17 protein-coding genes are annotated in these 20,665 nt (G+C 47.3%); 10 read left to right on the top strand and 7 right to left on the bottom strand.

From position 1 onward, the window contains the following. Window positions 1-7: 7 nt before the first annotated feature. Window positions 8-646 carry an SDR family oxidoreductase gene (locus tag BW42_RS06075; RefSeq protein ID WP_035408505.1) on the bottom strand — a complete coding sequence of 213 codons (639 nt, stop codon included), beginning with the start codon at window positions 644-646 and terminating at the stop codon, window positions 8-10. Between the two features lie 264 nt (window positions 647-910). Between BW42_RS06075 and BW42_RS06070 the strand changes: the two genes are divergently transcribed. Continuing rightward, window positions 911-1,741 carry a transporter substrate-binding domain-containing protein gene (locus tag BW42_RS06070; RefSeq protein ID WP_035408503.1) on the top strand — a complete coding sequence of 277 codons (831 nt, stop codon included), beginning with the start codon at window positions 911-913 and terminating at the stop codon, window positions 1,739-1,741. Next, entirely contained in the window at window positions 1,734-2,531 is a 798-nt protein-coding gene (locus BW42_RS06065) for a transporter substrate-binding domain-containing protein (protein WP_035408501.1), read from the top strand. Before BW42_RS06070 ends, BW42_RS06065 begins: the two co-directional genes overlap by 8 nt. Before the next feature lie 287 nt (window positions 2,532-2,818). Here BW42_RS06065 and BW42_RS06060 read toward each other — a convergent pair whose 3' ends face one another. The 5 genes from BW42_RS06060 to BW42_RS06040 form a co-directional block, all read right to left on the bottom strand. Continuing rightward, window positions 2,819-4,186 (bottom strand): amino acid permease, encoded by a 1,368-nt coding sequence (locus BW42_RS06060; RefSeq protein WP_035408498.1) that lies wholly within the window; start codon window positions 4,184-4,186, stop codon window positions 2,819-2,821. Between the two features lie 166 nt (window positions 4,187-4,352). Further along, window positions 4,353-5,237 (bottom strand): hypothetical protein, encoded by an 885-nt coding sequence (locus BW42_RS16010; RefSeq protein ID WP_052019050.1) that lies wholly within the window; start codon window positions 5,235-5,237, stop codon window positions 4,353-4,355. A 60-nt stretch (window positions 5,238-5,297) separates the two neighbouring features. Then, on the bottom strand, window positions 5,298-5,891 hold the full coding sequence (locus tag BW42_RS06050; protein WP_035408496.1) for a DedA family protein: 594 nt from the start codon (window positions 5,889-5,891) through the stop codon (window positions 5,298-5,300). Window positions 5,892-6,015: 124 nt separating this feature from the next. Then, window positions 6,016-7,335 carry a Na+/H+ antiporter family protein gene (locus BW42_RS06045; protein WP_035409669.1) on the bottom strand — a complete coding sequence of 440 codons (1,320 nt, stop codon included), beginning with the start codon at window positions 7,333-7,335 and terminating at the stop codon, window positions 6,016-6,018. Between the two features lie 313 nt (window positions 7,336-7,648). Further along, window positions 7,649-8,200, bottom strand: coding sequence for a carbonic anhydrase (locus tag BW42_RS06040; RefSeq protein WP_023467896.1), 552 nt, complete (start codon window positions 8,198-8,200; stop codon window positions 7,649-7,651). 336 nt (window positions 8,201-8,536) lie between these two features. On the opposite strand from BW42_RS06040, the gene adhE reads away from it, so the two are divergent. The 3 genes from adhE to BW42_RS06020 all read left to right on the top strand — a co-directional run bounded on the left by adhE (window position 8,537) and on the right by BW42_RS06020 (window position 15,900). Continuing rightward, window positions 8,537-11,131 carry a bifunctional acetaldehyde-CoA/alcohol dehydrogenase gene (gene adhE / locus BW42_RS06030; RefSeq protein ID WP_035408492.1) on the top strand — a complete coding sequence of 865 codons (2,595 nt, stop codon included), beginning with the start codon at window positions 8,537-8,539 and terminating at the stop codon, window positions 11,129-11,131. A gap of 191 nt (window positions 11,132-11,322) precedes the next feature. Beyond that, on the top strand, window positions 11,323-12,723 hold the full coding sequence (locus BW42_RS06025) for a hypothetical protein (protein ID WP_035408491.1): 1,401 nt from the start codon (window positions 11,323-11,325) through the stop codon (window positions 12,721-12,723). A 456-nt stretch (window positions 12,724-13,179) separates the two neighbouring features. Then, window positions 13,180-15,900 (top strand): bifunctional 2',3'-cyclic-nucleotide 2'-phosphodiesterase/3'-nucleotidase, encoded by a 2,721-nt coding sequence (locus BW42_RS06020; protein ID WP_035408489.1) that lies wholly within the window; start codon window positions 13,180-13,182, stop codon window positions 15,898-15,900. A 38-nt stretch (window positions 15,901-15,938) separates the two neighbouring features. Here BW42_RS06020 and BW42_RS06015 read toward each other — a convergent pair whose 3' ends face one another. After that, complete coding sequence (locus tag BW42_RS06015) at window positions 15,939-16,820, bottom strand: LysR family transcriptional regulator (RefSeq protein WP_052019049.1); 882 nt, start codon at window positions 16,818-16,820, stop codon at window positions 15,939-15,941. Window positions 16,821-16,921: 101 nt separating this feature from the next. Between BW42_RS06015 and BW42_RS06010 the strand changes: the two genes are divergently transcribed. The 5 genes from BW42_RS06010 (at window position 16,922) to BW42_RS05990 (ending at window position 20,655) form a co-directional block, all read left to right on the top strand. Beyond that, on the top strand, window positions 16,922-17,941 hold the full coding sequence (locus BW42_RS06010) for a ketopantoate reductase family protein (RefSeq protein ID WP_035408487.1): 1,020 nt from the start codon (window positions 16,922-16,924) through the stop codon (window positions 17,939-17,941). 13 nt (window positions 17,942-17,954) lie between these two features. Next, window positions 17,955-18,692, top strand: coding sequence for an acetoacetate decarboxylase (locus tag BW42_RS06005; RefSeq protein ID WP_035408485.1), 738 nt, complete (start codon window positions 17,955-17,957; stop codon window positions 18,690-18,692). Window positions 18,693-18,793: 101 nt separating this feature from the next. Further along, entirely contained in the window at window positions 18,794-19,312 is a 519-nt protein-coding gene (locus BW42_RS06000) for a GrpB family protein (RefSeq protein WP_035408483.1), read from the top strand. Continuing rightward, window positions 19,305-19,751 (top strand): DinB family protein, encoded by a 447-nt coding sequence (locus tag BW42_RS05995; RefSeq protein WP_035408481.1) that lies wholly within the window; start codon window positions 19,305-19,307, stop codon window positions 19,749-19,751. Before BW42_RS06000 ends, BW42_RS05995 begins: the two co-directional genes overlap by 8 nt. 19 nt (window positions 19,752-19,770) lie before the next feature. After that, window positions 19,771-20,655, top strand: coding sequence for an alpha/beta fold hydrolase (locus tag BW42_RS05990; protein ID WP_035408479.1), 885 nt, complete (start codon window positions 19,771-19,773; stop codon window positions 20,653-20,655). Window positions 20,656-20,665: the final 10 nt, after the last annotated feature.

The raw sequence follows: 20,665 nt of genomic DNA, 5'->3' as shown, positions 1-20,665 counted from the left end.
TTTTTTATTAGAACAACTCGTTGATCGGTGTGTCACCTTCGAGTAGTGTGACGACTTGTTTCGATGCTTTATCATGACCGATCGCAGCTAAAATGACACGGGCGACATCCTCGCGTGGAATTTTTTTAGTCGCTTGCTCGGACGGATCCGTCGTGACGTTTCCTGTGCCGGCTTCATCGGATAGTCCGCCTGGGCGAAGAATCGTGTAGTTGAGTGACGATTCCTTCAGGACACGATCCGCGTAGCGTTTCGCGATGTAATACGGCTTCATGCTGTCAGACCATGTTTCCGGCGAATCGGCGTTCAAGGCACTGACCATGATGAACTGTTTCGCCTTGATTGCTTCTGCTGCTTCAATCGATTTGACGGCACCATCGAAGTCGATCAGCATCGTCTTGTCGGCTCCTGTATGACCACCTGATCCTGCGGTAAAGACGATAACATCTGATCCTTGTAATGCTTCCGTGATTGTTGCGACGTCGGCTTCAAGATCAAGATGGACCGGGGTATGACCGAGTTTCTCAAAATCACTGAATTGGTCCTTGGAACGTAATCCTACTTTGACATCATGCTCCGAATCCTGCAGTAAACGAGCAGCGTGACGACCTACTTTACCATTTGCACCAATGATAAAAATCTGACTCATGTTCCATTCCTCCATTTCACGATTTGATGATTCTGTTTCAGTATGGAAAAGACGAGGGGATTCTGTAAAGAGAGACGACTTATGGAACTGTAACCGTCATCAAAACATCCTTTTAACGCTTTTATGCATAAAATCGTCAAATTATCTTGAAATCACGTGTAAGTGTGGTAGGATAATGACTATTACCCACACCGAAAATCGTTTAGGTTAAATTGTGGAAATATTCGGTGAATGGGCAACGACGAAACAGAAAGGAGAGATACGATGAGAAAGAAACCATGGCTATTAGCTGGACTTGTCCTGACAGGCGTTGCCGCTTGGATGATCTGGAATCAACAGACGAATGTCGAAGCACATGACATCTTCGAAGACCAAAAACTGGTTGTAGGAACGACGGGGGATTATAAACCCTTTACATACTGGAACGAGGAACGGAATCGCTATCAAGGCTTTGATATTGAAGTCATCCAAGCGTTTGCTAAAGCAGCGGATCTTGACGTGACGTTCGTCAAGACAACATGGCCGACATTATCGGAGGATACGAAGTCAGGTAAGTTTGATATCGCTGTCGGTGGGATTACAAAGAAAGTCGAACGCGAGGTCGTCGGAGACTTTACGTCGTCGTATTTCTCCTTTCAAAAAGCACCGCTCGTAAAGAAGGAAGATGTCAAACGCTTGAATTCGCTTGCTGCAATCAATGATCCAGCAGTCAAAATCGGTGTCAATCCGGGTGGGACGAACGAGGCGTTCGTGAAGAAACATTTTCCGAAGGCGGATGTGACTGTCTTTGAGAATAATTTAGACATTCCAAAAGCCGTCCAAAGCGGTCAAGTCGACGTCATGGTAACAGACGACATCGAAGCGTTGCATTACGCAACAGAACTGAATCTTGCGGTTCCCAAACTCACTGAAGCATGGGAACCAGCCGAGATGGCGTATTTGATGAAACCAGGACAAAAGCAGCTCGGAGACGTCTTCCGGGTCTGGATTGAAAGTGCGGAAGGACAAGAGCAGGTGCAACAACTGAAGGAAAAATGGAACATCGTCTCGACGCGTGAGACGGTCGGAGCGAAAGGAGCGGGAGCACATGAGTAAATGGGGATGGATCGTCGTCGGAGGTGGCGTCTTGTTTGCCAGCTTACTAACACTTTGGCAAACGGAGCAACCACGACGTGTACAAGCAAAGAACGTCTTTGCGACGAAAAAAATCGTCGTCGGAACGACCGGCGATTATAAACCATTCACCTACTTGAACCGGAAGACGAACGAGTACGAAGGATTCGATATCGAAGTGATCCGTTCTTTCGCGAAGACGACCGGCATCGATGTGGAGTTCGTCCCGACGACATGGCCGACGCTGTCTGCTGATCTCGCTAGCGGGAAATTCGATATGGTCGTCGGGGGAGTGACGAAAAACATCGAGCGCGAGATCATTGGCGACTTCACGTCAAGTTACCTGTCATTCCAAAAGACACCGCTCGTCCGTAAAGAAGATGCCGGACGCCTCGCTTCGATTGAACAGATCAATCGACCGGACGTGACGATTGGTCTAAATCCAGGCGGAACGAATGAACAATTCGTCCGCAAGACGTTTACGAAGGCGAACATCGTCATGTATGAGCAAAACCTCGACATCCCGCATGCTGTTGCCTCAGGCGAAGTTGATGTCATGATCACTGATACGGTCGAGGCGATTCATTATGAAGCACTCGATCAACGACTCGCGGCACCAAGAATTCAAGAAAAGTGGATTCCGGCGGAGAAAAGCTACCTCGTCCGGGAGTCAGAAGGGGACGTCGTCGATGTCTTTAACCTCTGGATGCAGTCGTATGAAGGACAGGAAGAGATGGAGCAATTAAAAGAGAAATGGCAAGTGGCGTCATAAGTGGATCGTGTCTCCTGATAGCAGGAGGCACGATTTTTTAGTGAAAGGAGTTTGACAGGAAAAGACGAACAAGTATGTAGAAGCAAACCAGGAGGGAACCGATATGTTGAAAAATGTGTCACTTACGCATGGCTCGTCATCGGAGATGTTTGGATTAATCCTACGTTAAATTGTTTTTAGACGTTCGGGAAATCACGATTATCATGAATAATATGTGACTTCAAAATAAAAATACAGTGAATGAAAAAACCTCCTCTCATTGTGTCATGAGAGGAGTAGCAACAGTTTTATTTTTCGATTTTCGGTACTTTTACGATGTAGTAGATCGTACTTAAAATCAAAAAGGCGATTCCGATTAAGATTGAGACGCGTGTCTCGTCATTGAACAGCATGCCGACGAGTACTGTGATCAGCGCGACGATCGATAAATAGTTCGTCACCGGCGCACCTGGCATCTTGAACGGATGCGAGGCTGTCCGTTCACTTTCGAGTTTTCGGTAACGGATATGACTGATTAATATCGCGAACCACGGCACCATCCCTGGTAGTACCGAAGCGCTGTAGACATAAACGAAGATGTTCGTATCCTTTCCGAGAACGTGCGGGAGAATGATATCGAGAATGACACCAAAGAAAATCCCGATTGAAATGGCTAGAACTGTATAGAGCGGAATCCCACGTTTATTGACCTTTAAGAAGAAAGACGGCATTTGCCCTTTTTCCGCTAATGCATAGATCATCCGACTGGCGCTGAAGATTCCTGAGTTACAACCGGATAAAGCGGCCGTGATGACGACGAAGTTAATGATGCCGGCAGCAATCGTCACACCGACCTTGGCGAATGTCGCAACGAACGGACTGCCGAGATCCGATAACTCATTCCACGGATACACCGTGACGATGATAAAGATGGATCCGACGTAGAAAATCAAAATTCGCCAGACGACACCATTGATCGCCTTCGTAATATTTTTCTCTGGATCTTTTGTTTCTCCAGCTGTTACGCCGATCAACTCAACACCGATGTAAGAGGCGAAGACGATCGAGAGCGCGAAGAAGAAGCCGGTGAAACCATTCGTGAAAAATCCACCGTTCGCCCAAAGATTCGAGAAGCCGACCGGGTTTCCATCATTCCCTAGACCAAAGAAGATGATTCCGAAGCCAGCGACGATCATCAGAAGAATCGTTATTACCTTGATTGAGGCGAACCAGAACTCGAGTTCACCGAACATCTTGACGGAAGCGAGGTTCGCGAGCGTCAAGAGAATGATAACGATGACCCCTGGAATCCATGTTGGTAGTTCCGGCCACCAGAAGCGTAAATATGTCCCGACAGCGATGACTTCACTCATTCCGACGACGACCCAGTTGAAGATGTTACTACTTGCTGTTAAAAAACCAGCAGCTGGATGGATATAATCGTTTGCGAACTTTGCGTACGAACCACTGTGCGGATGGGTGTAGACCATCTCACCAAGTGCCCGCATGATGAAAAAGATAAAGACTCCTGCTAGCATGTACGCGAGTAAGACGGATGGTCCCGTCCAAGCAATTGTACTCGATGCTCCAAGAAAAAGACCGACCCCGATCGTTCCTCCGAGTGCAATCATTTGTACCTGTCGTGCTGTTAAATCTCGTTTCAAATTCGAACTCATCGTTTCCCCCAAAAAAAATCTGTGACGTCATAATGTTCAGACAACTTGTCGTAAGAACTATAAAGCTGAGTATACTATCCTCGGATAGGGCTCGGCTAGTCTTTTTGAAAATTTGAAATAGAGTTTTCAATAATCAGATATTAATGAAACAAACATGTAACAGCTTTCATTCGCCCATTAGTAGAGTGTCAAGTTGTTGACCTAGTCTTCCAACATACAGATGCTCAGCAGTTGCTAAGACGATCAAATCATTACGCATTGTAAGGTCACCTGACAGGGAATTTCCTTGTTCGGTCATGAAACGAATCGAACGAATGCTCTTAAAACGTGTTCCGTTTCGTTCAAGTAACTGTACATCATCAGAGTATGCGGCAAGTAGATGGTCATCGTACCGAGCAAACTGAGAAAAGGCGATCGTAGGAGCCTCACAAACGAGATCATCCGCTTGATTGATACGGATGAAACGATAATCGGAGTAGTAGAAGAACCAGATTTCTGTTGATGAACAGACATTCAGAGCATAACAATCATCAATCGGATATTGGCGATTCTTATACTGCACTTCACCTGTATCGTCAAAAGCGACCAGACCGAAAGCACCATTTGAACTCGTGACGGCATCGGCATAGATACCTTCATCAAAATAACTAACCCAAATCCAACCTTGTTCGTCGATTTGCATATTCTGAATCCCATCATCTAAACAAAAGCTATTTAGTAACTGACCTTGAGAATCATAGATAAAGGCGTTCGGCAACCATGTGCCGTCGATATCATCATCACAACGAGAAGCGACGAGTAACAGCCGTCCGTCTGGAAAACGATCAACGAAGGAAAAGTCGATGTCGTTTCTTTCGACGATCGTCGTCTTTCGCCAATCATCTTTCAATTGATGAATGGAAAGCACAGATGTTTCGAGCAATTCGTCGATGGTTTCTTCAACGATTAAAATATGTCCGCTGACAGTGATGCCAGTCGCGACCGGGCTTCCAGAACGATAGGATGCGGTCAAACGACGTAACGGGAAATGGGCGAGCGGGTATGTGAGCATGGCAGGACCTCCTATGTGTTGTAAAAAAACAGTCCGTCGACAGACAGACTGCTTGATGAGTTAAACCGACCGTTGACGGCGTTTATAGAAGAAATAGACGATGATTAAGGCGACGGCAGCAATCAAAACACCATTCGTATATGGTGCAGCGACTTCCTTGATCGAGCGCCAGTTCGTTCCGAGTGTTTCTCCAAGATAGAGGAACAAGATTGACCATGGAATGATGGCAAGAACCGTGTAGAGCGAAAACTTCGTTTGATCCATTTTCGCAAGACCAGCTGGAATCGAGATGGCATGGCGGACGACAGGAATGAAGCGAGCTCCGAAGATGACACCTTGACCGTACTTCAAGAACCAGCGTTCAGCTAAATCCAGATGATGTTCAGAGATCAGGACATACTTTCCGTACTTCAAGATCAATGGACGACCGCCATAGCGAGCAAACCAATATAAGAACAATTGCGACAACAATCCGCCAATGACGGCGGCGACGACAGCGAGCGGCCAGCTAATCGTTCCTTGAGAAATCATGAATCCGCCGTATGAGAGAACGATTTCGCTCGGTATGATTTCAATCATCAACCCGAGGGCGATACCGAAATATCCGAGATCGGCAAGTGAAAGCAAAATCTGGTTGACGATTTGAGATAACACGTAAGACAACTCCTTTGTAATCAGTACATTCCTTTATTTTAGAGAACCGAAGATCAAATGAAAAGGAAAAAAACGGAGACAATTAAAAAGACGGATCCACCATGATAGCGAATCCGTCTTGTTTTTATAATACGACCGCAGCAATCGTACCGAAGATGAGCAACGGAATATTGTAGTGCAAGAACGTCGGAATGACGGTTTCTCGCATGTGATCGTGCTGACCATCGGCATTCAAACCACTCGTAGGTCCAAGCGTCGAGTCTGACGCGGGGCTACCAGCGTCACCAAGAGCACCAGCTGTCCCAATGATCGCAACCGTCGCTTCTAAGCTGAAGCCGTACTGGATACAAAGTGGAACGAAGATCGCAGCGATGATTGGAACAGTTGAGAAACTTGATCCAATGCCCATCGTGACGAGAAGACCGATCAAGAGCATGACGAACGCGGCAACAAGTTGGGAGTCGCCCATCAATGCTTTTGAGTTCTCAACGAGCGGTTCGATATCACCCGTCTTACGCAAGACGTTCGAGAATCCGTTCGCTGAGATCATGACAAAACCGATGAATGACATCATCCGCATACCACGCGTGATGACGTCATCGGCTTCACTGAATCGAACGAGACGAAGCAACAAGAAGAGGATGAGTCCCGTCGTTGCAGCAAGAATCATTGATTCCGTCTGCAGTTGAACGATCAATGTCGCAATGACGACGACACCACTTAAGATCAGTTTCGTTTTCGTGATGACCGGGATTTCATAGTCGTCTGGGGCGATATCACGAATTTCATACGTCCGCTCTTTCCGGTACGTATAAAGACCAATCAAGAGACCGACGACCATTCCGAGTGCTGGAATCGCCATCGCTTCGATGACAGAAACTCCCGTCGTATCAAGACCATTAGCTTTAAGGTTTTTCAGTAAAATCTGATTCAGATAGATGTCTCCGAATCCGATCGGTAAGAACATGTAAGGTGTGACGAGACCGAATGTCATGATGATCGCAATTCGACGTCGGTCCATCTTCAACTGAGAAAAGAGACCAAGAAGCGGCGGAATGATGATCGGAATGAAGGCGATGTGAATCGGTAAAGCATTTTGTGAACTGATTGCGAGTAACAGAATCGCAAACAAGACGAATCCTTTTAATTTTTTGACCGATGCGGCACTTGCGTTACCACGTGAACGTGCAATCAATGCGTGAGCGAGAGCATCCGGTAAGCCCGTTTTCGAGAGGGCAACAGCAAACGCACCAAGCATCGCGTAGCTAAGAGCGATTTCTGCCCCATCGCCAAGACCACCTGCAAATGCTTCGGTTGTTTTCGTTAAATCGAGACCGCCGACGAGACCGCCGGCGAACGCACTGATGACCATCGCGAGCACGATGTGGACGCGGAAGATCGCTAAGATGAATAGTAAAAAGACGGCAAACAATACGGCGTTAATCATTCGGTAAAACCACACTTTCTTTTGTTATCACTGCACTATACTAAAGTATCTTACAGCCATGGTGGAACACTGTCAAGGATAAAAGTCTGACCTCGTATTAAAGGACTTCACGATAGGCTTTCTAGCTTTGCATAAAAAGTCACATTTTTTTATACCCGGAAGCATGAGATGAAAAGCGTTTTGATCACTAAAAATGGCTCACACAAAAAAACGTGCCATCCTTCTCCTTTAAAAGAAAATGGCACGTTATCTTTAATTTAAGATGGAGTAGAATATCCAAATCTCGTTGAGTTTCTTCTATAGAGAGCAATCAGCAATCGACGACGTCGAGTTTACCGGTCCCTGGATCGATGACGAGTCCATGGACATTCGTACCAGGTGGCAGTAAGGGGTGGTTCTTCACGAGACTGACGGAGTGGGCGACACTCTCCTGAACTGACGTAAAGCCACGCAACCATTGATTTAAATCAACACCTGATACTTCAAGCGTGTGAAGAATCTGTTGGTCGATACCTCGATCCTTCATTTCGCTGATCATATGTTTAGGATCAATCGTGCTCATGCCGCAGTCGTGGTGACCGATGACGACGACTTCTTCGGCACCGAGTGCATACAATGCGACGAGAATCGAACGCATGACAGAACCGAATGGGTGCGATAGGATAGCACCGGCATTTTTGATGATCTTCGCATCCCCGTTCTTAAGGCCGAGTGCGTGTGGAAGAAGTTCCGTTAGGCGGGCATCCATACACGTCAGGATGACGACCTTTTTGTCCGGGAACTTATCCGAGACGAACTGCTCATACTGTTTTTCGGCGACGAATCGCTCGTTGAAAGCTAGCATTTCCTGTACAACTGACATTTAAGTGTCCTCCTTTAGTGGTAGCTCTTAATATGTACCCCATAATCAGAATACAAGATGATGAAATGGCTATCAAGTCACGAAAATGCGAGTGTGACAAATCGCACACGTCTTCGTACATAGAGCAAAACGATGAAAAAGGAGAATCCGCAATAGATGTAAACGTTACCAAGGATGTGAGGGAATTCACAGGATGGTCATGCACAAAACAGGAAAAAGGAGTTATGATTGATTTGTGAAGGAAAGCACAAACTATTGAAAAACAGCTTGGCATTCCTGACATAATGGTTGGCAAATCAAACTCAGATTCGTTCCACGACAGGGAGGAAACCACTCATGGCTGTGAAAGAAAAAACAAAATCGACGGTAACGCCGGTCGAACAATCAATTGGACAAATTGTTGAAAAAGGACAACGTGCATTACAAGAGTTATTGACATTCGATCAAGAAAAAATTGATACGATCGTCCGTGATATGGCACTTGCCGGACTAGAACGGCACGTCGAACTCGCTCGTCTCGCAACAGAAGAGACAGGGCGCGGTGTCTTTGAAGATAAGATGATTAAAAATATATTTGCGACAGAATACATCTACAACAGTCTACGTCATGAAAAAACGGTCGGGATTCTGGAAGAAGATGTCCAAAACGGCATCACATATATCGCTGAACCGGTCGGTGTCGTCTGTGGTGTCACACCAGTCACCAACCCAACGTCAACGACGATGTTCAAAGCATTGATTGCGATTAAGACACGTAACCCGATCATCTTCGCGTTCCACCCGTCGGCACAACGGTGTTCCGTCGAAGCGGCGAAAACACTTCGCGATGCAGCCATCAAAGCTGGGGCGCCGAAAGACTGCATTCAATGGGTCGAAGAACCATCACTTGAAGCAACGAAAGTCTTGATGAACCATGAAAACATCGCCATGGTCCTGGCAACAGGTGGTGCAGGAATGGTCAAATCAGCGTATTCAACAGGTAAACCGGCACTCGGTGTTGGACCAGGGAACGTTCCTTGCTACATTGAACAATCAGCAAAAGTCAAACGGGCAGTCAGCGATCTCGTTCTCTCAAAAACGTTTGATAATGGGATGATTTGTGCGTCTGAGCAAGCCGTCATCGTTGACCAAGAAATATATGCAACGGTCCGTGCTGAAATGGAAGCACTCGGTTGTTACTTCTGTACACCGGAAGAAAAACAACGCCTCGAATCACTCGTCATCAAAACCGATACATGTGCCGTCAATGCGGACATCGTCGGGAAACCTGCGACATGGATTGCAGAAAAAGCTGGGATCGATGTTCCGGAAACGACGGTCATGCTCGTCGCGGAACTCGGGTACGTCGGGGCAGCAGAACCACTGTCGCATGAAAAACTCAGTCCCGTACTCGGTGCGTACCGCGTTGCATCCACCGAAGAAGCGTTTACGATTGCTGAACAGATGCTTGAAATCGGGGGTCTCGGTCATACCGCCGTCATTCATACGACGAACGATGATTTGATGACAGCGTTCGGACTCCGCATGAAAGCCTGCCGGATTCTCGTCAACAGTCCATCTGCTCATGGCGGAATCGGTGATCTTTATAACGAGTTGACACCATCACTAACACTCGGTTGCGGCTCATATGGGAAAAACTCTGTTTCTGAGAACGTGACTGCGAAACACTTACTCAACGTCAAGAAGGTGGCGAGACGACGCGTGAACATGCAATGGTTCAAGGTACCTGAAAAAATCTACTTCGAAAAGAACTCCGTCCAGTACCTCCGGTCAATGACTGACGTCTCACGCGTCATGATTGTCACCGATCCAACGATGGTACAGTTCGGATATGCCGATAAAGTGATTCAAAACTTGCCACAGTCTGTCAGTTACCGGATCTTCGACCAAGTCGAACCAGATCCATCGGTGACGACTGTTCAGACAGGTGCCCAAGCCATGCGTGACTTCAAACCCGACTTGATCATCGCTCTTGGTGGTGGGTCAGCGATGGATGCTGCAAAAGGAATGTGGCTCTTCTATGAACAGCCAAACGAAACGTTTTCGAACTTACGTCAAAAATTTCTCGATATCCGCAAACGGGCGTATCAATTCCCAGCACTCGGTCGTCAAGCGAAGTTCGTCGCGATCCCGACGACATCGGGTACGGGTTCAGAAGTGACACCGTTCACCGTCATCACGGATAAAGAGAAAAACGTCAAATACCCGATTGCTGACTATGCCTTGACACCCGACGTCGCGATCGTTGATCCGGAATTCGTCATGACTGTACCGGCTTCGATTACTGCTGATACCGGAATGGACGTCTTGACTCATGCAACAGAAGCATACGTATCGGTTCTTGCGAACGACTACACGGATGGACTGGCACTCAAAGCAATCAAGATGATCTTTGACTACTTGCCACGAGCGTACGAGAACGGATCTGACGCAGAAGCTCGGGAGAAAGTGCACAATGCGTCAACGATGGCAGGGATGGCTTTCGCGAACGCCTTCCTCGGAATCAACCACTCGATCGCGCACAAAATCGGTGGGGAATTCCACACACCACACGGACGGACGAACGCGATCCTGATGCCACACGTCATTCGTTATAATGCGTCACGCCCAACGAAACTGGCAGCATTCCCAAAATACGAATCATTCGTCGCCGATGAACGGTATGCCGACATCGCACGTTACCTCGGTCTTCCGGCAGCAACGACAGAACAAGGGGTCGAATCACTTATTCAAGCAGTTGCCGATCTTGGACAACGTCTCAACATCAAGATGTCATTCAAGGCGCAAGGTATTCAAAAAGCAGACTTTGAGGCAAAACTCGATAAGATGGCAGTCGATGCTTTCGAAGATCAATGTACGACAGCGAATCCAAAGATGCCGCTTGTCGCTGAATTACGGACGATCATGGAACAAGCATACGAAGGCATCTAATAGAGAAAAAAATACTATGGCAAAAGATCGTTCAACCGGCTTCTCACTCTGAGAAGTCGGTTTTTGTTTTGGAAATCGATGGAGACAGTCAGAGAAAAGGTGGGATATAATGGCTGTTGAATGAATTTGATGTTTTTGGTTTCGTTGTAGCAGGAATATTCAAACATCAGACATAAAAAGGAGGAAATGGGATGGAGTCAAGGCAAGAAAGGAAACAACGACGGTTTTCCGTCTGGGACGTTCTGTATGGCGTCCTCATCGGTCTCATCTTTTTCGGTGTCATCTACGGTGTGATGGCATTTTTGACTTCACAAATCACCTCATCCTCAGACTATCAGGATCTCGTGAAGCAGATGCAACAGGCGGATATCACATGGAAAGAAACAGACATCACCGTTTCGTTGATGCTTCTGTTCGTCGGTGGGCTGTCGATCACGATGCCGAGCGCAGTCCGAGAAGGGATCATCAATCAGGTGCTTGATGCAAGTTCTGCCGGCGACGTCTTATCGTTGTTTGGGATTGACTTAAAACAAGTCCTCGCGCCATTGACGTTCGATGTCTCTTACGGCACGTTGCTTTATTCTGTTTTTGGTATCGGATTGATCGTCCTGTTATTTTTAGTGTTACGGATTAAGGCAAGTCGTCTTGGGTGGACGATTCGATCGGTCAGTTTCTTTTTAACGGTCGGCATCATCTGGTTCGTCCTTGCTGGACGCGGAAACAGTGTCCCATTCCTTGCGTTACAAGACGGCTATGCGATGAGCGGGATCTTACCACTTCTCGTCGTCAGTCTGCTTGGTTGGATGGCGTTTTTCCCGAAAAAGTTATCCGGTCTGACAGCTGCCGGACGTGCCAGCTTGCTGATTTTGATGTTCGCGAGTACGCTCCAACTTGTCTTTACGGTGCAGGACGAAGCGGAGTATGACGGTGATTCCTCACTACGAACGGCATTGACCGTTGCGAGTCTGAACGCCGGAAGTGGAGGGATGTATGACTGGATTCATGGTGGACAAGTCGTGTATCAAGCAGACGTCCTTGGAGCGAATGCGGAAATCCCGGTCTCGATGCTAAACGGGGAGACCTCAACGGAACAGCTCAATGACTCGATTCAGAAAGTTGTCGATGGGATCGATACGAATCGGGTGACGGAACAATTGCTGACGTTAGTCGGTGGAGAACGTCCTGATTTATCAGCGACACAATTGAAGCTTGATCCTGTTGATTACGGTGTCGCACGACAGACGATCCAAGCAATTGATGCTGAATCGGCCGGAACGACGGCACCAAACATCTCAAGTGAGAGTGCGTATTGGGTGTTGTTGCTCGTGACATTTGTGATTTACTTCGTCTGTAGTATCCGGAGTTTCAAGTCGATCATCGACCCATTCATTTTTGCGATCGCGATCGGTGTCATCAGCTTCATCGTCAGTCAAGCTTCATATGTTCAGTTCGCGATGAAGTGGCGGAGTGACGTCTTATTCGAGTTCGCTCAACAGACGGCAGGTTGGACGGTTCTTTTCGCAACAGGACTTGCGTTACTTGGTGGAATTCTTGGTTATGTCGTCCGGCGGAAACCAGAGAAAACGGTGTAAGGGACGTGGAGTGGTGAAAATCTTATGCCATGAATCTGATCGAAGAACGTTTCTGTCATTTTCGTTTTCCACAGTCGGGTAAGCCGCGGTATCCTAAACTATGTTTCGTCTACCGGGTCTCACCTGACCCTGACGAAAGCGAAAAACGTGCTTTCTTTTACTGTAGGAGTTGAGAATGAACAATTACGTTCTACATCAATTATAAACGATACGTTTTCAGGTTCATGTCCTGAAATGTATCGTTTTTTTATGTGGTTCATCTCATTTGTATCATCTCCTTTTTTTACCATATGAACCTGATTTGTAAAGGTAAAATCAACAATGTAAAGCCAGTATTTGGAATTGATTAAGTAGGTTAAATAAGACGGATGTCCGACCTATTTGAAAGGACTATTAGCTATAATCGAACCATGCTAAATTAATGAAGCAGTTAAAACTTCCTGGGGGGAAATCCATATGAAAAAAGCTACGAAACTTGTCATCGCATCGACATTGATCGCACCGATGCTCGTACCAGTCGTTCAAGTCAAGACACTTGCTGCCGACAACAGTGTCGTCAAGTTACGCTTCTTAGAAACAACGGATTTACATACGAACTCAATGAACTACGATTATTTCAAGGATGCACAGGACGAGACGATCGGTCTTGTCAAAGCCGCTACAGTCATCAAACAGCAACAAACGGAAGTGGGCGTAACGAATAGCTTCTTGTTTGATAACGGGGATACTCTTCAAGGAACGCCGTTTGGGGATTACGTGAAAAATCAGTACGACAAAGGAAACAAAGGCAAACATCCGATGTACGAATTGATGGAATACCTTGGTTATGATGCAGTCACGCTTGGAAACCATGAATTCAACTTCGGTCTTGATTTCCTTAAGTCAGCGATGAGTGCTTCGAGCGGTTCAATCAAGTTCGTCAACTCGAACGTATTGGATGCGGTCACGAAAAAGCCAATCGTCGCGGACTACAATAAAGATGGAAAAGACTATCAAATCATCGAACGTCAGGTCAAAGACCAGAATGGTGACATGAAAACAATCAAGGTTGGTGTGTTCGGAGTCGTCACGCCACAAATCATGGCATGGGATGCGGGGAACCTGACGGGGAAAGTCACAGCAGAGGATATCGTCCCAACTGCTAAAGCAACAGCGAAGAAATTAAAAGATGCAGGCGCAGACGTCGTCGTTGCGCTCGCACATACAGGTATTGGGGATACTGTGGATCAAAAAGATGGCGATGAGAATGTCGGTTACGCGTTGACGAAAGTCGCAGACATCGATGTTTTGATGACAGGTCATCAGCACGGGAAGTTCCCAGATGCGAAATCTGCATTTAACGGATTACCAAATGTTGACGCAACGAACGGTCTGATCAATGGCAAGCCGGTCGTCATGGCGAACACACAAGGGAAAAACGTCGGAGTCATCGATCTTCAGTTGAAGCAAGTCGACGGGAAATGGGTCGTTGATACGTCAGGCGCTAAACTAGCGGACGTGACGAAAGACACGACAGCAGATGCCGGTGCTGTCAAGTTGATCGAAAAAGCGCATGAAGGAACGCTCGCTTACATTCGTCAAGAAGTCGGGACGATCAATGATGATATCCAGAGCTTCTTCGCTCTCGCGCAAGACGATGATTCAGTTCAGTTCGTGACGAACGCTCAAAAATGGTATGTCGAGAAACAACTCAAAGAAAATGCCGATCTTGCGAAATATAAAGATCTCCCGTTGTTATCAGCAGGTGCACCATTTAAGACAGGTGGTCGTAACCAAGTCAACGCGTCCGATTACACATTGATCAAAAAAGGACCGATCGCGCTCAAGAACGTTGCCGATCTCTACGTTTATCCGAATACACTCGAAGTCGTCAAAGTAACAGGTGCTGACGTTAAAGACTGGCTCGAGATGTCTGCCGGTCAATTCAACCAAGTTGGTGGTGAGCAGACAGAGTTGTTGAACAAAGATTTCCGGAGCTACAACTTCGATATTCTCGATGGCTTGACATATGAAATCGATATCACGAAACCGGCGAAATTCGACTTTAATGGTGACTTATCGAAGGAATTTAAAGGTGAAAACCGCGTCCAAAACATCAAGTATCAAGGCAAAGCGATCACAGACGACCAAGAATTCCTCGTCGCGACGAACAACTATCGCGCAGGCAGTGCGACGTTCCCGGGTCTTGGGAAAGGTCAAAATATCGTCTACAAATCGGCTTACGAAACACGTAATGTCATCTCGGACTTCATCAAAGCGAAACAACCGGTCGACTATAAAGCGGACGACAACTGGTCACTCGTTGCAAGCAAACCGATGACGGTCAGCTTTGATTCAGCGGCTGCAGCTGCACCGTACGTCAAGCGGTATGAAGGTATCACGAATACAGGTGTAACACGTCCGGGCGAGACAGGTACGTTCCTTAAATTCAACATGAACGTGCCGATGAAAGACTTCACGGTCTCGGCAAAAGCAGTTAAACCAGGTGCGAAAGTCGTCACAGGTCAAGCCGTTCCGGGCGCAACAGTCACGGTCAAACTCGGTGATAAAGTCCTTGGTACAGCAACTGCAAACGAAGCGGGTCAATACGAAGTCGTGACACGTCCGCTCAAATTGCGTGATCAGTTGACGATTGTCTCTGAACTCAGCTTCATGAAGACAGAAACGAACGTCACGGTCGGCACAGGTGTCGTTGCGACACCAGCGATCGATAAAAAGTCAGCAGTTTACGGTTCAACGGTCCTCCGCGGTAAAGGAACGGAAGGTCTTGACGTCACGCTCTACAAAGGATCAACGAAGATTGCGAAAGCGAAAACGACGGCAAGCGGCTTCAAAATCGCGGTCAAGAACGGTCTAACGACAGGAACATACACAGTCAAGTCGACAGACATCTCGAACAAAATCACGAAAAAAGCGTCGTTTACAATCAAGAACACATACCCGGTTAAAAAATGGTCAGGCAAAAAGACGTTGACTGGTAAAGTCGAAAAACGACAAATCGTCCGCCTCTACCAAAAAACAGAGTCTGGTTATCAATTGATCGCTCAAGACGTGGCGGATCAGCACGGGAACTATGTCTTGAAGATGCGTCAGGCATTGACGAACGGCTCGTACAAACTCAACATCTATACAGCGAAAGATCATCTCGATCAGTCACGCTACTTCATCACGAAGTAATATCTCACACGGATGTCTGCATATGCAGGCATCCGTTTTTATTTGATTAGATACGTGCGTTGCGAGAACAGAAACAGTTTAATGCGTTCGTACATGATTGCTTGTTCGACCGTCAATTGATCCGTCGCATGCGACATGTAGAGTCGTGACTTTACTGTAAATACATCGTCCGTAATGAAGGGAAGTCCCATCTCCCGACAAACGGAAACAGGAACGAAGCTGAAATACCGTTGCTGGCGTAAGGCGAGCTGAAGTGAAACATCATCGATGTAGTGCGTGGTATCGGCATAGATGTTCAGTTCCGCCATCTTCAATTGGATGAAGCGGTTGTAGTCCTTATTGTGGGACGGAAACAAAAAGGCAGTCTCCGTTGCATCCGCATAGAGCGTCTTAATTGCTTCTTTCTCTGAATAGGAAGCAGGGTAGGTGATGACGATCTCCTCTTCCACGATCGGTTCACTCGTAATGAGCGGATGTTTGAGTTCCATGAAGCTGATTGAGAAATGGAATTCTTGATGAAGGAGACCGCTCAGGATTTCACGGTTCGAGAGGATGTCCGAGTTGAACAAGGGAGCAGTTTGTGGAAGAAGAAACTCCCGTAGAATCAATTGGATGAAGCGACCATGTGAACTGGCAAGACTAAGTGGTGTTTCCGTTGATGCATCGTTTCGTACCATTCGTTCCTGAACACGTGTCAACTCGTGTTCGATTTTTTCGACAGACTGAAGTAACAGTCGACCATTGTCAGTCAAACTGATTGTTCTACCTTTTCGATGAAATAATGTCGTGTTCAATTCACGCTCGAGTTTCTTGATCGTCGCACTGAGGGCAGGTTGACTGATGAATAATCGTTCGGCAGCACGCGTCACATTCAATTCTTCTGCGACGTGACGAAAATAATTTAAATGTAAGAGTTCCATGATATCCTCCTGACATAACCTATAGGTTATCAAAATATATAATTATATATATTTCTGTTTATGATGAAACTAGTATACCGTATATACCAGAGGTGATAGAAATGAAAATCGGAATTTACGGAGCAGGATCCCTTGGAACCATCATGGGAACTTATCTAAGTCAACAGTATGCGGATGTCGATTTGATTGATACGAACCGCGCACATATCGAGGCACTGAACACAACAGGGGCGCACGTCATTGGTCCGGATTTAACGCAAGCTGTTCATGCAATTCATCCGGATGACATCACAGAGACGTACGATATCATATTATTGCTGACGAAGCAGGTCTACAATGAACCGGTCCTCGCGAAAGTGCGGACGATCTTGAAGGAAGACGGCATTCTCGTCTCCTTGCAAAACGGTGTACCGGAAGAGTTCATTCAACAACAGATTCCAAGCGAACGTATCATTGCGGGATCCGTCGAGTTCGGAGCGACATACGTCGGACCAGGCAAGTCACGCCTGACATCAGATTACGAACATTTCAAGACGTATGCGATGCAAATCGGTGAACTGGACGGGAAGAAGACGGACCGGATTGTCCAACTGAAGGAAACCCTTGATCACATCGGTGGGACAGAAATCTCTGATAATCTACCGGGAACGAAATGGTCAAAACTCGTCATCAATAGTACGTTCAGTGGTTTATCCGCTGCGTGTAACGGTACGTACGGCGACGTTCTCGATCATCCTGTCTTGTTACGGGCAGCAATCCATACGATGCAGGAAGTCGTTGAGGTCGGTCACGCCCACGGCATCACATTCGCAATGATGAGTACGTTTGAGCCGGCAACCTACGCGACATTAGACGATATCGATGAAAAATTGATCACTGTACCACAGTTGATGCACGGATCGCGCGACTTAGAAGCGAGTATGTTGCAGGATTTACAAAAAGGACAACCGACCGAAATTCGTTTCATCAATGGGATCGTCACGATGTACGGCAAGACGTACGATATCGCAACACCGTTCAACTCACTCATTCAAGAAATCGTCGAAGAAGCGCAAGCAGCGAAGACAGTTCCTGATTTTGAAACAAGTGTCGCCCGCTTTGACACATTATTGAATGCATAAAGGAGGGATTCAGATGAGACAGGAAGATGTAAAAAATGTCGTTGCGACGCCGATCAATGCGCCGGTCTTTCCGGCAGTCGATATCTTCTTTCGGAATCGGGAATACTTGAACATCATCTATGAGACGGACATCGAAGCGTTACAAGCAGTCGTTCCGGAACCGCTTGAGGTGCTGAGCAATCAGATCAAGTTCGAGATCATCAATATGCCAGATAGCACCGGTCTTGGGAGTTATCTTGAGTGCGGGCAAGTCATTCCGGTTCGGTATCAAGGGGAAATCGGTGAGTTCTACCTATCGATGTATGTCAACAATCAGCCGGCGATCGCCTCTGGTCGTGAAGTGGCTGCTTTTCCGAAGAAGTATGGCTCACCTCGGCTTTATCTCGATAATGATGTACTCGTTGGTACTCTTGACTATCATTCGCTCCGCATTGCACAAGCAACGATGGGTTACAAATACGTTCCGATGGCAGTCGAAGAGGCACAGTCAATTGTCGGTGCGCCGCAGTTCATGCTCAAACAACATCGCGGTTATCAAGGCGAGTTGATCATCTCTGAACTGACACGGAGTCAAATCACGGATCTTGAGATTAAAGAAGCCTACCGTGGACCGGCTCGGCTTCAATTGTTTGAACATGTCATGGCACCGCTCGCTGACTTCCCTGTTCTAAAGATCGTCGATGCTCAGCATATCATCGCTGATCTCCGACTCGGTGGACCTGCGAAACTGTTTGACTATCTAAAGGACTAACCACTCTCTAACATCATGTGTAACAAAACGACCTCTAAAGCGGATGGTCGTTTTGTTTTACCCCAAAAACTGGCATACTAAGATGAGAGGGGGAGACGATCATGCGACAAGTCATTGTGTTACCTTATCAATCAGAATGGGCGAGTGAATACGAGCGAGAAGCGGACCGATTACGGGAGGTGTTCGGAGTACGTCTTAAGCAAATCCATCATATGGGAAGCACATCAGTTCCGGGACTCGCGGCAAAACCGATCATCGATATCCTGCCTGTCGTCGATGCGCTCGAGGGAATCGAGCAGTTTGATGAACCGATGGAAGCACTCGGTTACGAAGCGAAGGGGGAATTCGGCATGCCGGGACGCCGGTATTACCGAAAAGGCGGCGACGAACGGACGCATCACATCCATCTCTATGCGACGGGAGATCCTGATATCAAGCGCCATCTCGTCTTCCGGGATTACTTACGCAAACATCCAGAAGAAGCCGCCGCTTACGGGGCATTAAAGGAACAGTTAGCGGCAACATATCCGCTTGATATCGAAGCCTATATCGCCGGCAAGGATGCGTTCGTCAAGGAACTTGAACATCGCGCAATTGCTTGGGGGAACGCGCATGACTGACTGGGAACGTGCCCTCATTCGCCATGTCAGTGTTGGTGTAAAGACGTCGAAAGTCTTGTTTGAGAAGATTGAAGCAAAGGACTGGAACACGCAACCGATCCCCGGGAAGCGGACCGTCGGTGAAGTCGCCGCCCATCTCGCTGTATTGCTTGAAGCCGATTTGATGCTCGCAGAAGGAGCAACGGCAGAAGCGATGCAGGCATTTTATGCGGAACCGATCATGTGCAATCAGTTATCAGAGCGAATCGATCAAGCGTTTCGGGTCTATCAAGAAAAAGTCACGGCCGGATTTTCGACGCGTCCGACGTACTGGGGAGTTACCGATTCGATGAACGGCTGGGCGATCGAAGCAGCCGTGCATCTCTATCATCATCGATCCCAGTTATTTGATTACTTGAACATCCTTGGGTACGCACTAGAGATCTCGTTATTTGAATGAATGGAAGTAGGGATAGCGTATGGAATATATCGTCGAAACGTCAGCCGGTCGATTTGATACCCGGTTGACGGGAAGTGGGGACGTCACATTCGTCCTCGATCACGGGATGATGTCGAATCGGCATCAGTGGGGTTGGCTCCGAACTGAATTATTAAAACGGGGACGGGTCTTTGAATATTCGCGTCTCGGGTATGGGCGGTCGAGTCGTGGCAAAAATAAACGCCTCTTTACGCATCAGGCGGATGAGTTGACAGATGTTTTACGGATGCTTCGTGTCGAAGGACCGTATGTCTTCATCGGTCACTCGCTCGGAGCCTATATTTCGCTCGCGAGTGGACGATTGTTTGCAGACGAGACACGCGGCATCGTCTTGCTTGATCCGTCGCACCCGGATGTCGATGCGGCATTGCCGAACTGGTACGAACGAACGCAAGAAGAGTGGAATCGATTCCTCTATTTTCTTAGTCACATCCGACCGATTGCTTGGATGATTCCTGACCGTCTGGGAAAAAAGATGTTTAGTGTCTTACCGGAGGCTGATCAATTGCCGATGTGGCAGCATTTTGCGGCACCTGGGCATTGGCGGGGAACGCTCGATGAATGGCAATCGGTAGAGGAAAACAATCAGATGATTCTTTCGTTGATCGAAGGCGTGACGCAGCCAGTCCTCATTCTGTCTGCTTCGAACTGGGCGGGGGGCATGCCGGAAAGTTGGTTGAACCCGGCATTGACCGAACAAATCAATGCGGCTCATGCTGCATTCGCCGACAGTTTACCGAACGGGATGTATCATGTGATTGCAGATACGAACCATTACACGATCGCCGGATTTTCTCACGAGGCAGCGGAGCGGATCACGGATTTGATTGGCTCGACATGGGATTTACCGATTCAAAGTCAGTAGTAAGGTTACG

It is taken from the genome of Exiguobacterium sp. RIT341 (assembly GCF_000632205.1).
In the GTDB taxonomy this organism is placed as follows: Bacteria; Bacillota; Bacilli; order Exiguobacteriales; family Exiguobacteriaceae; genus Exiguobacterium_A.
This window is presented reverse-complemented; position numbering and strand designations above follow the sequence as displayed.

What these genes read in the sequence shown, in the direction of transcription:
- BW42_RS06065 (WP_035408501.1), top strand. Translation starts at nt 1,734, where the DNA reads ATGAGTAAATGGGGATGGATCGTCGTCGGAGGTGGCGTCTTGTTTGCC.
- BW42_RS06040 (WP_023467896.1), bottom strand. Translation starts at nt 8,200, where the DNA reads ATGTCAGTTGTACAGGAAATGCTAGCTTTCAACGAGCGATTCGTCGCC.
- BW42_RS06025 (WP_035408491.1), top strand. Translation starts at nt 11,323, where the DNA reads ATGGAGTCAAGGCAAGAAAGGAAACAACGACGGTTTTCCGTCTGGGAC.
- BW42_RS06005 (WP_035408485.1), top strand. Translation starts at nt 17,955, where the DNA reads ATGAGACAGGAAGATGTAAAAAATGTCGTTGCGACGCCGATCAATGCG.
- BW42_RS05990 (WP_035408479.1), top strand. Translation starts at nt 19,771, where the DNA reads ATGGAATATATCGTCGAAACGTCAGCCGGTCGATTTGATACCCGGTTG.
- adhE (WP_035408492.1), top strand. Translation starts at nt 8,537, where the DNA reads ATGGCTGTGAAAGAAAAAACAAAATCGACGGTAACGCCGGTCGAACAA.
- BW42_RS06075 (WP_035408505.1), bottom strand. Translation starts at nt 646, where the DNA reads ATGAGTCAGATTTTTATCATTGGTGCAAATGGTAAAGTAGGTCGTCAC.
- BW42_RS06060 (WP_035408498.1), bottom strand. Translation starts at nt 4,186, where the DNA reads ATGAGTTCGAATTTGAAACGAGATTTAACAGCACGACAGGTACAAATG.
- BW42_RS06020 (WP_035408489.1), top strand. Translation starts at nt 13,180, where the DNA reads ATGAAAAAAGCTACGAAACTTGTCATCGCATCGACATTGATCGCACCG.
- BW42_RS05995 (WP_035408481.1), top strand. Translation starts at nt 19,305, where the DNA reads ATGACTGACTGGGAACGTGCCCTCATTCGCCATGTCAGTGTTGGTGTA.
- BW42_RS06010 (WP_035408487.1), top strand. Translation starts at nt 16,922, where the DNA reads ATGAAAATCGGAATTTACGGAGCAGGATCCCTTGGAACCATCATGGGA.
- BW42_RS16010 (WP_052019050.1), bottom strand. Translation starts at nt 5,237, where the DNA reads ATGCTCACATACCCGCTCGCCCATTTCCCGTTACGTCGTTTGACCGCA.
- BW42_RS06000 (WP_035408483.1), top strand. Translation starts at nt 18,794, where the DNA reads ATGCGACAAGTCATTGTGTTACCTTATCAATCAGAATGGGCGAGTGAA.
- BW42_RS06015 (WP_052019049.1), bottom strand. Translation starts at nt 16,820, where the DNA reads ATGGAACTCTTACATTTAAATTATTTTCGTCACGTCGCAGAAGAATTG.
- BW42_RS06070 (WP_035408503.1), top strand. Translation starts at nt 911, where the DNA reads ATGAGAAAGAAACCATGGCTATTAGCTGGACTTGTCCTGACAGGCGTT.